Origin of the sequence: Streptomyces cinnamoneus (assembly GCF_014650495.1) — a bacterium.
Taxonomy (GTDB): Bacteria; Actinomycetota; Actinomycetes; order Streptomycetales; family Streptomycetaceae; genus Streptomyces; species Streptomyces cinnamoneus.
Genome location: NZ_BMVB01000004.1, coordinates 193,667 through 207,511, shown reverse-complemented (window position 1 = coordinate 207,511; position 13,845 = coordinate 193,667). Strand labels below are relative to the sequence as shown.

At 73.4% G+C, this 13,845-nt stretch carries 13 protein-coding genes and 1 tRNA gene; 6 read left to right on the top strand and 8 right to left on the bottom strand.

Features of this window, described 5'->3' with window-relative positions:
- The first annotated feature begins 137 nt into the window (after nucleotides 1–137).
- Both IE182_RS07940 and IE182_RS07935 read left to right on the top strand, forming a co-directional pair.
- Nucleotides 138–680, top strand: coding sequence for a Uma2 family endonuclease (locus tag IE182_RS07940; RefSeq protein WP_190108953.1), 543 nt, complete (start codon nucleotides 138–140; stop codon nucleotides 678–680).
- A gap of 97 nt (nucleotides 681–777) precedes the next feature.
- Nucleotides 778–854 (top strand) — tRNA-Pro (locus IE182_RS07935).
- Between the two features lie 113 nt (nucleotides 855–967).
- Here IE182_RS07935 and IE182_RS07930 read toward each other — a convergent pair.
- The 6 genes from IE182_RS07930 to IE182_RS07905 all read right to left on the bottom strand — a co-directional run bounded on the left by IE182_RS07930 (nucleotide 968) and on the right by IE182_RS07905 (nucleotide 6,887).
- Nucleotides 968–1,510, bottom strand: a complete 543-nt coding sequence (locus tag IE182_RS07930) for an arginine repressor (RefSeq protein ID WP_190108952.1) — start codon at nucleotides 1,508–1,510, stop codon at nucleotides 968–970.
- A 23-nt stretch (nucleotides 1,511–1,533) separates the two neighbouring features.
- A complete protein-coding gene (locus IE182_RS07925; RefSeq protein WP_190108951.1) occupies nucleotides 1,534–2,748 on the bottom strand; it encodes an acetylornithine transaminase in 1,215 nt (404 codons plus the stop codon).
- A complete protein-coding gene (argB, locus tag IE182_RS07920; RefSeq protein WP_190108950.1) occupies nucleotides 2,745–3,674 on the bottom strand; it encodes an acetylglutamate kinase in 930 nt (309 codons plus the stop codon). Before argB ends, IE182_RS07925 begins: the two co-directional genes overlap by 4 nt.
- Nucleotides 3,671–4,822, bottom strand: a complete 1,152-nt coding sequence (gene argJ, locus IE182_RS07915) for a bifunctional glutamate N-acetyltransferase/amino-acid acetyltransferase ArgJ (protein ID WP_190108949.1) — start codon at nucleotides 4,820–4,822, stop codon at nucleotides 3,671–3,673. Before argJ ends, argB begins: the two co-directional genes overlap by 4 nt.
- Before the next feature lie 97 nt (nucleotides 4,823–4,919).
- Nucleotides 4,920–5,951 (bottom strand): N-acetyl-gamma-glutamyl-phosphate reductase, encoded by a 1,032-nt coding sequence (gene argC / locus IE182_RS07910; RefSeq protein ID WP_190108948.1) that lies wholly within the window; start codon nucleotides 5,949–5,951, stop codon nucleotides 4,920–4,922.
- Between the two features lie 165 nt (nucleotides 5,952–6,116).
- Nucleotides 6,117–6,887 carry a LysR family transcriptional regulator substrate-binding protein gene (locus IE182_RS07905; RefSeq protein ID WP_190108947.1) on the bottom strand — a complete coding sequence of 257 codons (771 nt, stop codon included), beginning with the start codon at nucleotides 6,885–6,887 and terminating at the stop codon, nucleotides 6,117–6,119.
- A 58-nt stretch (nucleotides 6,888–6,945) separates the two neighbouring features.
- Here IE182_RS07905 and IE182_RS07900 point away from each other — a divergent pair, with 58 nt between their 5' ends.
- Nucleotides 6,946–7,353, top strand: a complete 408-nt coding sequence (locus IE182_RS07900) for a DUF5997 family protein (RefSeq protein WP_190108946.1) — start codon at nucleotides 6,946–6,948, stop codon at nucleotides 7,351–7,353.
- A gap of 329 nt (nucleotides 7,354–7,682) precedes the next feature.
- Nucleotides 7,683–8,900: a beta-ketoacyl-[acyl-carrier-protein] synthase family protein gene (locus tag IE182_RS07895; RefSeq protein ID WP_190109159.1), complete on the top strand. Its 1,218-nt coding sequence runs from the start codon at nucleotides 7,683–7,685 to the stop codon at nucleotides 8,898–8,900.
- Here IE182_RS07895 and IE182_RS07890 read toward each other — a convergent pair.
- Nucleotides 8,884–10,353 (bottom strand): MFS transporter, encoded by a 1,470-nt coding sequence (locus IE182_RS07890; protein ID WP_229844659.1) that lies wholly within the window; start codon nucleotides 10,351–10,353, stop codon nucleotides 8,884–8,886. The two genes, IE182_RS07895 and IE182_RS07890, sit on opposite strands and share 17 nt — an antisense overlap.
- Nucleotides 10,354–10,433: 80 nt before the next feature.
- On the opposite strand from IE182_RS07890, the gene IE182_RS07885 reads away from it, so the two are divergent.
- A complete protein-coding gene (locus IE182_RS07885; RefSeq protein ID WP_190108945.1) occupies nucleotides 10,434–11,342 on the top strand; it encodes a LysR family transcriptional regulator in 909 nt (302 codons plus the stop codon).
- Here the strand turns inward: IE182_RS07885 and IE182_RS07880 are convergent.
- Nucleotides 11,326–12,777 carry an aminotransferase-like domain-containing protein gene (locus IE182_RS07880; protein ID WP_190108944.1) on the bottom strand — a complete coding sequence of 484 codons (1,452 nt, stop codon included), beginning with the start codon at nucleotides 12,775–12,777 and terminating at the stop codon, nucleotides 11,326–11,328. The two genes, IE182_RS07885 and IE182_RS07880, sit on opposite strands and share 17 nt — an antisense overlap.
- Between IE182_RS07880 and IE182_RS07875 the strand changes: the two genes are divergently transcribed.
- Nucleotides 12,776–13,726, top strand: coding sequence for a DMT family transporter (locus tag IE182_RS07875; RefSeq protein WP_190108943.1), 951 nt, complete (start codon nucleotides 12,776–12,778; stop codon nucleotides 13,724–13,726). The genes IE182_RS07880 and IE182_RS07875 overlap by 2 nt on opposite strands.
- Nucleotides 13,727–13,845: the final 119 nt, after the last annotated feature.

Here is a 13,845-nt window from a genome sequence, read left to right as displayed (position 1 = left end):
TCATGCGCTGTTAGGCATAACTATGCAGTGCGCCGTATGTTTCGTCAATAGCGCGTGAGGGTGAATGTTCCCGCGTGAACGCCGGAGGGTCGGTCTACGATGCGACTATCGAGAGGCCCGAGTAGGGGAGGTTGGCCATGGCCGTGAAGCACGATTTCCTGCGGGAGACCGTCGAACGCCTTGCGGCGGAGTACGAGGGCCTCAAGATCGAGGTAGTGGGGGACCGGATCATCATGACGCCGCAGAGCAGTGTCCAGAGCTGGACCATCTTCGACGTCCAAACTGCCGCTGTGGCGGCAGGCATCGACAAGCAGCGACTCCTGTCCGATGTGGAGTTCAAGTTCCCCGGGGAGCCCGAGCGGTGCCCAGACGTAGCCATCGTCGAAGAGGGCGCGACTGAGCCCTGGTCGCACGAGGACCTGCTGGCCGCAATCGAGGTCGTCTCATCGAAGAACGATCGGAACGACTACGCGATCAAGACGCGGCAGTACGCCCATTTCGGCGTCCCGCTTTACCTGATCATCGACCCCTTCCGCGGCGAGTGCGACCTGCTCACGCAACCGAAGGGCGACCTTTACGCCCACCGCGAGCAGTACAAGTACGGCGACACCATCCCCCTCCAGCTGGCGGACGGCAGCACAGTCGACATCCCCACGGACACCTTCAAGCGCCGCAGCTGACCCCCACCGGACCCCCGGATTTGGATCACAGCGCGGAACAGGATATTTTCTTTCTGCACGCCCCACCGGGAAGAAACGCCCGGAGGGAACGTCGCACCGGGACGTGGCGCAGCTTGGTAGCGCACTTGACTGGGGGTCAAGGGGTCGTGGGTTCAAATCCCGCCGTCCCGACCAGCGATTTTCGCAGGTCGTAGGCCGTTTCCGCACAGCGGGAACGGCCTTTCGCGTTGGCCGGGACGTTGGCCGGGACGCCCGCGGCGGGGCCGGGGCCCCGCGCGCGGGGGCGCTCAGCGTTCCTTCTGCGCCAGCCTCAGCAGGTGGTCCGCCAGGGCCTGGCCGCCCACCGGGTCGCGGCTGATCAGCAGGACGGTGTCGTCACCGGCGATGGTGCCGATGATCTCGTGGACGCCCGCCTGGTCGATGGCCGAGGCGAAGAACTGGGCCGCGCCCGGCGGGGTGCGCAGCACCACCAGGTTGGCGGACGCCTCCGCCGAGATCAGCAGCTCGGCGGCCAGGCGGCCCATGCGGGCCTCCGTGGCGGACTCGCCGAGGGGGGCGCGGGGCGTGCGGTCGCCGCCCTCGGAGGGGACGGCGTAGATCAGCTCGCCGCCGGTGTTGCGGATCTTGACGGCACCCAGCTCGTCGAGGTCGCGGGAGAGCGTGGCCTGGGTGACGGAGAGCCCGTCGTCCGCCAGCAGCTTGGCGAGCTGGCTCTGGGACCGCACGGCCTGCCTGCTGAGGATGTCCACGATCCGGCGGTGGCGTGCGGTGCGGGTCTGCGGCACGGCCTGTCCGCCGTGGCCCGGCTCGGTCTCCTGCGCCTCGGTCATCGTTGTCGTCAGTCTCCGGATCGTCATTCCTCGTGGGCCCCGCCGGCGGCGGCGTCCAGAACGCCGGGCAGCGCCCGGAGAAACGCCCCCACCTCATCCTCGGTGATGATCAGTGGCGGGGCCAGCCGCACCACGTCGGGCGCGACCGCGTTCACCAGGAGACCGGCTTCCTGGGCCGCCTGCTGCACCGTCGGTGCGAGGGGCTCGCCAAGGACAATACCCAGGAGCAGGCCCGCACCACGGACGTGGTCGACGAGGGGGTGGCCGAGCGCCGCAATCCCGTCACTCAACAGGCCGCCCACGCGCCGGACGTGACCGAGGATCCCCTCACCGGCGAGGGTGTCCAGAACGGCGAGCGCGGCGGCGCACGAGACCGGGTTGCCGCCGAAGGTCGAGCCGTGCTGACCGGGCGTCAGCAGCTCTGCGGCGGGGCCGAAGGCCAGGGTGGCGCCGATGGGCAGGCCGCCGCCGAGCCCCTTGGCGAGGGTGACGACGTCGGGTTCGACGCCCTGCGCCAGGTGCTCGAACCAGTGTCCGGTGCGGCCGATACCTGTCTGGATCTCGTCGAGGACGAGGAGCGTCCCCGTGGCCCGGGTGATCTCGCGGGCGGCGGCCAGGTAGCCGGCCGGCGGTACGACGACGCCGTTCTCCCCCTGGACCGGCTCCAGCACCACGAGCGCCGTGTCGGTGGTGACGGCCGCGCGCAACGCCGCCTCGTCCCCGTACGGCACGTGCGTGACGTCGCCGGGCAGCGGCAGGAAGGGTTCCTGCTTGCCGGGCTGGCCGGTGAGGGCGAGGGCGCCCATGGTCCGCCCGTGGAAGCCGCCGACGGCCGCCACCATGTGGGTGCGGCCCGTGCGCCGTCCGATCTTGAAGGCGGCTTCGATCGCTTCCGCGCCGGAGTTGGAGAAGTAGACCCTGCCGGGCCGGCCGGCCAGTGCCAGCAGCCGCTCGGCGAGCTCGACGGTGGGCTCGGCGGTGAAGAGGTTGGAGACGTGGCCGAGGGTGGCGATCTGGTCGGACACCGCCCGGACGACGGCGGGATGTGCGTGGCCGAGGGCGTTGACGGCGATGCCGCCGACGAAGTCGAGGTAGCGCGTGCCGTCGGCGTCCCACACGGCGCTCCCCTCACCGCGCACGAGCGGGATGCGGGGCGTGCCGTAGTTGTCCATCAGCGCGCCCTGCCAGCGCTTCGTCAGGTCCGCGTTGCTCACGACCTCGCTCCCGCCCTTGCTCATGACTCCCCCTCGGGGTCCGGTACGACCATGGTGCCGATGCCCTCGTCCGTGAAGATCTCCAGCAGGATGGCGTGCTGGACCCGTCCGTCTATCACCCGGGCGGTGGTGACGCCGCCCCGCACGGCGTGCAGGCAGCCCTGCATCTTGGGGACCATGCCGCTGGACAGATCGGGCAGCAGCTGCTCCAGCTCGCTCGCGGTGAGCTGGCTGATGACGTCGTCGCTGTTCGGCCAGTCGGCGTACAGCCCCTCGACGTCGGTGAGGACCATCAGCGTCTCGGCGCCCAGGGCGGCGGCGAGCGCGGCGGCGGCGGTGTCGGCGTTCACGTTGAACACGCCGCCGGCGTCACCGTCGTCGTCGCTGCGCGCGATCGAGGAGATGACCGGGATGCGGCCGTCGTCGAGCAGGGTGCGGACGATGCCCGGGTCGATCCCGGTGACCTCGCCGACCCGGCCGATGTCGACGCGCTCGCCGTCGACGTGGGCGTAGTGCTGAGTGGCCGACATCAGGTGCGCGTCCTCGCCGGTGAGGCCGACGGCGAGCGCACCGTGCCGGTTGAGCAGCCCGACGAGTTCGCGCTGGACCTGTCCGGCCAGGACCATCCGTACGGCGTCCATCGCCTCGGGCGTGGTGACCCGCAGCCCGGCCTTGAACTCCGACTCCAGGCCCAGCCGGTCGAGGTGGGCGCTGATCTGCGGGCCTCCGCCGTGCACGACGACGGGCTTGAGGCCGGACTGCCGCAGGAAGACGACGTCCTGGGCGAAGGCGCCCTTGAGCTCCTCGTCGACCATGGCGTTCCCGCCGAACTTGATGACGACGGTCTTGCCGTGATGGCGCGTCAGCCAGGGCAGGGCCTCGACGAGCGTGCGGGCCTTGGGCAGGGCGGTGTGCCGCCGGGTGCTCGTGGACTTCTCGGTGAGGGTCATGAGGAGTACGCGCTGTTCTCGTGGACGTAGTCGGCGGTGAGGTCGTTGGCCCAGATGACGGCCGATTCGGTGCCCTCGGCCAGGTCGGCGGTGATGCGGACCTCCCGGTAGCGCATGTCGACGAGCTCGCGGTCCTCGCCGACGGAGCCGTTCCTGCAGACCCACACGTCGTTGATGGCCACGTTCAGCTTGTCGGGGTCGAAGGCGGCGGAGGTGGTGCCGATGGCGGAGAGCACCCGGCCCCAGTTGGGGTCCTCGCCGTGGATGGCGCACTTGAGGAGGTTGTTGCGGGCTATGGAGCGGCCCACCTCGACGGCGTCGTCCTCGGTGGCCGCACCGATCACCTCGATGCGGATGTCCTTGCTGGCGCCCTCGGCGTCGCCGATGAGCTGGCGGGCGAGGTCGTCGCAGACGGTCCGTACGGCCTCGGCGAACGCGGCCTCGTCGGGGGTGATACCGGAGGCGCCGGAGGCGAGCAGCAGCACGGTGTCGTTGGTGGACATGCAGCCGTCGGAGTCGACCCGGTCGAAGGTCTGCCGGGTCGCCGAGCGCAGGGCGGCGTCCAGGCCGGGGGTGTCCACGTCGGCGTCGGTGGTGAGGACGACGAGCATGGTGGCGAGGCCGGGCGCGAGCATGCCGGCGCCCTTGGCCATGCCGCCCACCGTCCAGCCGTCGCCCTGGGCGACGGCGGTCTTGTGGACGGTGTCGGTGGTCTTGATGGCGATGGCGGCCTTCTCGCCGCCGTGCTCGGAGAGTTCGGCCGCGGCCTTGTCGAGGCCGGCCAGGAGCGCGTCCATGGGCAGCCGCACACCGATCAGGCCGGTGGAGGCGACGGCGATCTCGCCCGCGCTGTGCCCGAGGACGTGCGCGGCCTTCTCGGCGGTGGCGTGCGTGTCCTGGAAGCCCTCGGGGCCGGTGCAGGCGTTGGCGCCCCCGGAGTTGAGGACGACGGCCGACACCTGACCGCCGCGCAGGACCTGCTGGGACCACAGGACGGGGGCGGCCTTGACGCGGTTGGCGGTGAAGACGCCGGCCGCGGCGAGACGGGGTCCGTGGTTGACCACCAGGGCCAGGTCGGGGCCGCCGTTCTCCTTGATCCCGGCCGCGATGCCCGCGGCCGTGAATCCCTTTGATGCGGTGACGCTCACGCCATCTCCTTGGGTACCGACTCGATGGTCGTCGTGGACTGCTGGTGGTGGCACGGGGTCAGCCGTGCCAGAAGGGTGGCGAGCACCCGGCGTACGCTCACGGCGCCACTCCGGTGGCCGGGAGTCCCAGCTCCTCGGGGAGCCCGAGGGCGAGGTTCATGCTCTGGACCGCGCCGCCGGCCGTGCCCTTGGCGAGGTTGTCGATGGCGCTGATCGCCACGATGCGGCCGGCCGCCTCGTCGAGGGCGACCTGGACGAGTGCGGTGTTGGAGCCGTACACGTGGGCCGTGGCCGGCCACTGCCCCTCGGGCAGGAGCCGGACGAACGGCTCGTCCTGGAAAGCCTTCTCGTACGCGGCCCGTACGCCCTGCGCCGTGACGCCCGGCTTCGCCTTGGCGCTGCACGTGGCGAGGATGCCGCGCGGCATGGGCGCCAGGGTGGGCGTGAAGGAGACGGTCACGGGCTCGCCGGCCACGGCGGAGAGGTTCTGGCTCATCTCCGGGGTGTGCCGGTGGCCGCCGCCCACGCCGTACGGGCTCATGGAACCCATCACCTCGCTGCCGAGCAGGTGCGGTTTGGCGGCCTTGCCGGCGCCGGAGGTGCCGGACGCGGCGACGATCACCGCCTCGGGCTCGGCGAGGGAGGCCGCGTAGGCCGGGAAGAGCGCGAGCGAGACGGCGGTGGGGTAGCAGCCGGGCACGGCGATCCGCCGGGCGCCGCGCAGCGCCTGTCGTCCGCCGGGCAGCTCGGGCAGCCCGTACGGCCACGTCCCGGCGTGCGGCGTCCCGTAGAACCGCTCCCACTCCCCCGCGTCCTTCAGCCGGAAGTCCGCGCCGCAGTCGATGACCGTCACCCCGTCGCCGAGCTCGGCGGCGACGGCGGCGGACTGTCCGTGCGGGAGGGCGAGGAAGACGACGTCGTGGCCGGCGAGCGCCTCGGCCGTGGTGGGCTGCAGGACGCGGTCGGCCAGGGCCGGCAGGTGCGGCTGGAGCGCGCCGAGCGGCTGTCCGGCGTTGGAGTTGCCCGTGAGGGCGCCGATGCGGACCTCCGGGTGCCCCAGCAGCAGGCGCAGCACTTCCCCGCCCGCATATCCGCTCGCCCCGGCCACTGCCGCTCGTATCGCCGCCATTGCATCCTCCTCGGTGATGGCATGACTATACGAATGAATGCAGTTTTATGCAATAGGGGTGTCGGAGATGCCGGCGGGAGGATTGTGGGAACGGGCCGGGAAAGGTGGGAACGGGCCGGGAAAGAGTGCCGCCCCCGGCGGGCAGGGCCGGGGGCGGTGCGATCGTTACGAGCGGCGGCGGGGCTTGCCGCGCTTGGCGCCCTTGGGGGCGCCGGAACCGCCGCGCCCCTTGGCCGCCGGCTGGCCCTTGCCGGCCGCGGGCTTGCGCCGGGCACCCGCCGCGTCGGGGCGCTTGCGCTGCTGCTTCGGCTGCTCCGGGGCGGGGGTACGGCCCCGGGAGCTGTTGACGGTCCGGCCGCGGACGATGCCGATGAAGTCCTCCACCATGTCGGTGGTCTTCTCCTCCGGCCACGACAGCGCGACGCGCGACGCGGGGGCGTCGACGACCGGCCGGTACGTGAGGTCCTTGCGGTGGTGCAGGCGGGCGAGCGACTGCGGGACGACGAGCACGCCGATGCCCGCCGCCACCAGCTCGATCGCGTCCGCCGTGGTGGCGGGGCGCTCGAACGCGGGCTTGCCGGGCAGCTGCTCCCATTCGAGGGTGTCGTCGAGGGGGTGCAGCACGATCTCGTCGGCCAGGTCCTCGGCCGCCACCTCCTCCACCGCCGCCACGAGGTGGTCCTTGGGGACCACGACCACCGTCGTCTCGGTGTAGAGGGGGATGGCGCTGAGAACGGTCTTGTCGACCGGCAGTCGCACGAATCCGGCGTCGGCGCCGCCGTCCAGCAGGAGCGCGGGGGCCTCGGCGGCGGTCACCTGGAGGAGCGTCAGCGGGACGTCGGGCAGCCGCTCGTTCCAGATGCGCACCCATTTGGCCGGCGTCACGCCCGGGACGTACGCGAGGCGGAAGGAAGGGGGTGCGTCGGAGCCTGTCACTCCCCCAGGTTACCGGGCGTGGTCGGAGGTATCGCACACGCTCGCTACTCTTGACACCATGACGTCGCACCACACCGCCCAGACGATGAAGCCCGCAACCGCGGCGAAGAAACTGGGCGTGTTCCTTGAGGCCACCCCCGCCGAGTTCCGCGAGGGTGTCGTCTCGCGCAGCGAGCTCAACGCGCTGCAGACCGATCCGCCCGAGTGGCTGCGCGAGCTGCGGCGCAACGGCCCGCACCCCCGGCCCGTCGTCGCGGCGAAGCTGGGCGTCTCCATCTCCGGTCTCGCCCGCGGCGGCGTGACGGAGGCCCTCACCACCGAGCAGATCGACGCGCTCAAGCAGGACAACCCCGAGTGGCTGCAGAAGGAACGCGCCACCCAGGCCGAGGTCCGCAAGGAAGCGGTGCGCATCAAGGAGAAGAACGCGGAGCGCGCCGCCGAGCAGGCACGCGACCCGCGTTCCTGACCTCCGGCACCTCCGGCCTTTCCGGCTCCGACTCACCGACGCTGCCGGCGGTCCCCCGATGGGGGCCGCCGGCAGCGTCCTTTTTTGGTCCTTACCTTGCGCGCGTTTTGGTCCCTGCTTGCGCGCGCTTGTTGCGCCCGCCCCCGTACGACGTTCATGTACCGCACAACAATGGCCGGACCCCACAATTCCGCCGCCCCCGAGTCCGTGTGCCGCCGCACCCCCGACACCGCGGCGACCTTGGCAAAGTGGCCATCGAGTCGATCTCTCCCGGTGATCATCCGCGGAGAGTGTTGTACGTCTACGACAAAGGGGGTTGTTCGGTGAGCATGTACACCAGCGATGTGGTGGTGACGGGTCTGGGAGCGACGACGCCGCTCGGCGGGGACGTGGCCTCGACGTGGGCGGCGATGCTGGCCGGGGAATCGGGGATCAGCGCGATCGAGGAGGCGTGGGCCGCGGAGCTGCCGGTGCGGATCGCCGGCCGGCTCAAGGCCGAACCGGGCGAGGTCATCGACCGGGTGCAGGCCCGCCGCATGGACCGGTGCGAGCAGATCGCGCTCGTCGCCGCCCGCGAGGCGTGGGCCGACGCGGGCCGGCCCCAGGTGGCCCCCGAACGGCTGGCCGTGGTGATCGGCACGGGCACCGGGGGCGTCCTGACGATGCTGGCCCAGGACGACGTGCTGGAGACCTCCGGAGTGCGCCGGGTCTCGCCGCACACGGTCCCGATGCTGATGGCGAACGGCCCCGCGGCGTGGGTCAGCATCGAGCTCGGGGCCCGGGGCGGCGCGCACACGCCGGTGAGCGCCTGTGCGTCCGGCGCGGAGGCCATCGCCATGGGGCTGGACCTCATCCGGCTGGGCCGGGCCGACGTCGTCGTCGCCGGGGGCGCCGAAGCCTGCGTCCACCCGCTGCCGCTGGCCGGGTTCGCCCAGGCCAAGGCCCACTCCACCCGCAACGACGCACCGCAGCGGGCCTCCCGCCCCTTCGACGCCGACCGCGACGGCTTCGTCATCGGCGAGGGCGCCGCCGTGGTCGTCCTGGAGCGCGCCGACCGCGCCGCCGCCCGCGCGGCCCGGGCCCATGCGACGCTCGCCGGGGCCGGCGTCACCTCCGACGCCCACCACATCACCGCCTCGCACGCCGACGGGCAGGTGCGCGCGATGCGCCTGGCGCTGGCCGCCGCGGGGCTCGCCCCGCAGACCGTCGACCACGTCCACGCCCATGCGACGTCCACCCCCATGGGCGACCTCGTCGAGGCCCGGTCGATCACCGAGGCCATCGGCGGCCACCCGGCCGTCACCGCCACCAAGTCGATGACCGGGCACCTCTTCGGCGCGGCGGGGGCCGTCGGCGCGCTCGCCGCGATCCTCGCGGTGCGCGACGGCGTCATCCCCGCGACGCAGAACCTGGAGAACCCCGACCCGGAGGTGAAGCTCGACGTCGTCACCGGCGGCCCCCGGCGCGGCCCGCTGCGGGCGGCGCTGACGAACTCGTTCGGCTTCGGCGGCCACAACGCCTCCCTGGTGTTCACACCCGCCCCCTGATCCGGGCACGGGCCGGGGCCGGCACCCCCGGCCCGCCCGCGGCGGGCGCGCTGCGGACCGCGTCGCCCGCCGTCGGGTGCAGGCGCAGCGCGCCGGCCAGGGCACCGAGGGAGAGCAGGGCGAGGAGGCAGAACGCGACGCCGTAGGGGGTCGCGGGGGTCGCCGGGCCCGGAAGCCACGCGCCGAGGGGGCCGCCGGCGCGCAGGGCGAGGGTGGCGGCGGCCACGCCGAGGCCCGCGGCGGCCTGCTGGGCGGTCGACTGCAGGGTGTTGGCGTGGCGCATGCGCTCCTGCGGGACGTCGGCGAAGGCGATGACCTGGTAGCAGGTCAGGCCCAGCGAGCGGGCGGCGCCCGCGACGACGGCGAGGACGAGGACGACGGCCACCGGCGTCGCGGCGGTGAGGAAGCCGCAGAGGGCGGTGGTGACGGCGACGCCGAGCGCGGCGGCGATCAGCAGCGGGCGGAAGCCGAAGCGGTCGAGCAGACGGTTGGCGGCGGGCTTGATGGCGATGTTGCCCACGAAGACGAAGAGCACCGCGGCGCCCGACCGGATCGCGCTCCAGCCGAAGGCTTCCTGGAACAGCAGCGGCAGCAGGAAGGGGACGGCCGCCACGACGACCCAGAAGAGCGAGCCCCCGGACACCGAGGCCCGGAAGGTCGTCACCTTCAGCATCCGCAGGTCGATCAGCGGCTGGTCCGTGCGCAGCAGGTGCCGGGCGGCCGCCGCCGTCAGCAGGACGGCCGCCCCTCCGGCGAGGAGCACCTCGGCCCGGTCCGCCCCCGCCTCGGACAGCAGGTGTGCGGTCCAGGTCAGCGCGCCGAGGCCGGTGGAGACGAGGGCGACACCCCACCGGTCCAGGCGCGGCGGCGGGGCGGCGGTGTGCGAGGGGGCGTCGATCAGACGGTGGGCGACGGCGAACGCCACCGCGCCCAGGGGGAGGTTGACGAGGAACATCCACCGCCAGTCGGCGTAGGTGGTGAGGAGCCCGCCGGCCAGGGGTGCGATCACCGGAGCGGCCAGGGCGGGCCAGACGACGTACGAGATCAGCCGGGGCATGTCGGTCTTCTCCGCGCCGGAGACCACCACCAGCCGGCCGACCGGCACCATCATGGCGCCGCCCGCGCCCTGCAGGACGCGCATGGCCACGAGCATGCCGAGGCCGGTGCTCAGGGCGCAGGCGAGCGAGGCCAGGGTGAAGACGGCGATGGCGGTCAGGAAGACGCGGCGGGCCCCGAAGCGGGCGGTCAGCCAGCCGCTGAGCGGTATGAGGACGGCGAGCGTCACCAGGTACGCGGTGACGACCAGGCCGATGGCGGCCGGGGCGACGCCGAGGGCGTCCCCCATCCGGGGTGCGGCCGTCGAGACGATCGTGCCGTCCAGGTTCTCCATGAAGAAGCAGCCCGCGACCAGGAGCGCGGTGTGGCGTCGTTTGGTGTCGATCATCTCTTCCATCGCTTTCCGGGTTCCTGGTCATCGTGGGGCCCGGCACTGTTGACCACAAGGTCTGAATGCTCATGCCAGGATTGATCCTCATGCACCTCCCGGACATGAATCTGCTGCCCGCGCTCGACGCCCTGCTGCGCGAGGGCAGCGTGACGGGCGCCGCCGCCCGCATGAACGTCTCGGCGTCCGCGATGAGCCGCACGCTGGGACGGTTGCGCCGGGTGCTGGGTGATCCGCTGCTGGCGCCCGCGGGGCGGGGGCTGACGCTCACCCCGCGGGCGGTGGAGCTGCGGCCGCAGGTGGAGGCGGCCCTCGCGGGGGCGCTGGCGGCGCTGCGGCCGGCCGGGCCGCTCGACATCGCCTCGGTCGAGCGGGACTTCACGCTCCGCACGAACGACGCCTTCGCCGTGGTCGTCGGCCCGGCGCTCGCCGAGCGGGTCGCCCGCGAGGCGCCCGGCATCCGGCTGCGCTTCCTGCCCGAGGGCGACGAGGACCCCGCCGACCTGCGCGACAGCGTCGACCTGGACATCGGGCACCTGCCCGCCCTCCCCCACGACGTGCGCAGTTCCCCGCTCGCCCGGCACCGCTACGTCGCCGTCTGCCGGGCCGGCGCGCCGCACGCCGAGGAGCCGCTGAGCGTCGAGCGGTTCGCCGCGCTCCCCCACATCACCGTCACCCGCCGGGGCCGCCTGCACGGCGTCGTCGACGACCGGCTCGCCGGCCTGGGCCTCGCCCGCCACGTCCTGGCGACCGTGCCGAGCCATGCGTCGGCGTGCTTCCTGGCGCTGAGCTCGGACGCCCTGGCCCTGGTGGCCGCTCCCGTCGCGGCGCACGCCGCCCGGGTGATGCCGCTGGTCGTCCGGGACGTTCCGCTGTCCCTGCCGGACGTCGAGACGGGCATGGCGTGGCACGTGCGCCTCGACAACGATCCGGCGCACCGGTGGCTGCGGGACGCGGTGACGCAGGCCGACCGCGGGTCCGTCAGCGACCGGCGGTGAGCTCCTCGTACGCCGTGCGCAACCGGCGCACGCCCTCGGCCAGTTCGGCCGTGCCCGCCGCGCCCGCGAAGCACAGGCGCAGGTGGGGGGCCGGGGGCTCGGCGCAGTAGAACGGGCGGCCGGCGTTGACGGCGACCCCGGCGCGGAGCGCGGCGGCGGACAGGGCGCTCTCGTCGGTGCCGTCCGGGAGGCGGAACCAGATGTGGAAGCCTCCCTGTGCCACGACGTCCGGGACGAGGACGGGCAGCTCGCGGGCGAGTTCGGCCAGGAGCACCTCGCGGCGGGTGCGCAGTTCGGCGGCGACCGTGCGGCGGTGGCGGGACCAGGCGGGCGCGCCGACGAGTTCGAGCGCCGTTTCCTGCAGCGGCCGGGGCACGAAGAAGCTGTCGACGACCTGGATGGCCCGCAGCCGTTCCAGGACGGGGCCACGGGCGGCGAGGGCCCCCACGCGCAGGCTGGGCGAGGTGAACTTGGTCAGCGAGCAGACGTGGACGACGACGCCGTCCACGTCCTGCGAGGCCAGCGTGGGCGGCAGCGGCGGGGCGCCCTCGTGGACGAGGCGGCGCGCGAAGTCGTCCTCGATGACGAAGGCCCCGGCCGCACGGGCGATCCGCAGGACCTCCCGGCGCCGGTCGTCGGCCAGCACCGTGCCGGTGGGGTTCTGGAAGAGCGGCTGGCAGACGAAGACCCGGGCCCCGCTGGCCCGGAAGGCGTCGGCGAGCAGATCGGTGCGTACGCCGCGGTCGTCCACGGGTACGGGCACGGGCCGCAGCCCCGAGGCGCGCGCGGCGGAGACCATGCCGGGGTAGGTGGGGGACTCGACGAGCACGGGTGCGCCGGGCGGGGCGAGGGCGCGCAGGGCGGTGGTGAGCGCGCTCTGGCCGCCGGAGGTGATCAGCACGCCGGAGGGGGCGACCGTTCCGGCCGGGCCGCCGATCTCGCGGGCGAACCAGGACCGCAGCTCCTCGACGCCTTCCAGTGGCGGGCGCTCCCACGCACCCGGCCGGCGCCCGGCCCGGCCGAGTGCAGCGGCCAGGGCGCGTTCGGGCTGGAGGCCGGGGTGGAGGTAGCCGCCGCTGAGTTCGATGACGCCGGGGGGCGGGCTGGCGAGGGAGGTGAGGACGCCGCCGGAGTCGACGGAGCGGGGGAAGGACTCGTCGCCGGTCTCGGCGCTGAGGGCGACCTGCTGCCAGGAGGTGTCACCCGTCCGGGCGGGGGCGGCGTGCGGTTCGGCCCGGAAGACGCCCGCGCCGGGCCGGGTGCGGACCAGGCCCTCGGCGGCCAGGGTGGCCAGGGCCTTGGAGACCGTGACGGGGCTGACGTGGAAGCGCTCGACGAGGGCCCGGCTGGACGGCAGCTTCTCACCGGGAGAGTAGCGGTCGAGCTCTCCGCGCAGGATCGCCGCGAGTTCGGCCACGCTGTTACGCTCATGCATGACAGCACAAGATAGCGCTACTGCCCCTTCTCCGATAGCGGTGAGCACCCGCACGGAGGCCCTCCCCGCGGCGGGCGCCGCGGGCCCGCGCGGCCGTTCCGCCGGAGGGACGCTCCTCGCCGTGCTCGGGGTCGGCATGTTCTCGCTGACCTTCCCCGCGACCGCCTGGGCCCTGGAGGGGCTGGGCCCGTGGTCGGTGACGTCCTGCCGGGCCGTGCTGGCCGCGCTGATCGCGGGGGCGTGTCTGCTCGCCGGACGGGTGCCGCTGCCGGTCCGCCGCCACTGGTTCCCCCTGGCGGCCGTGGCCGCGGGCACGGTCGTGGGGTTTCCGCTGCTCACCACGCTGGCCCTGCAGACCTCCACCACCTCGCACGCGGCCGTGGTGGTGGGCCTGCTGCCGCTGACGACGGCCGCGTACTCCTCGCTGCGGACCGGGGTCCGGCACTCGCGCGGCTTCTGGGCGGCCGCACTGGCCGGGGCGGCCGTGGTCGTCGTCTTCGCCCTGCAGCAGAGCGGCGGGCTCCCCTCGCTCGGCGACCTCTACCTGCTGGGCGCCCTGCTGATCTGCGCGGCGGGTTACGCCGAGGGCGGCAGGCTGGCGCGGGAGCTGCCCGGCTGGCAGATCATCGGCTGGGCGCTGGTGCTGTGCCTGCCGCTGTCGCTGGCCGGTGCGGTCCTCGCCCTGCTCGCCGAACCCGTGCGGCTGACCGGGCACGCGGTCGCCGGACTGCTCTGGCTGGGCACGGCCCAGTTCGTCAGCCTGTGGGTCTGGTACCGCGGCATGGGCGTGATCGGGGTGGCCCGGGCCAGCCAGCTGCAGCTGGCCCAGCCGCTGCTCACCCTCGTGTGGTCGGTGGCCCTCCTGGGGGAACGGCTCGCCCCCGCCGCACCCGTGGCGGCCGTCGCCGTGCTCGTGTGCATCGGCGCCACCCAGCGGGCCTCCCGGTGAGTCCCGCACATCCCCGGCCGGCGCGCCCGCCGGGATTTCCTGGGCGCGCCCCATACCGCCGGTCACCCTAGGCTGGGAGTATCCGAGTGCACCTGTCTCTCACGACGAAAGGGTCACGT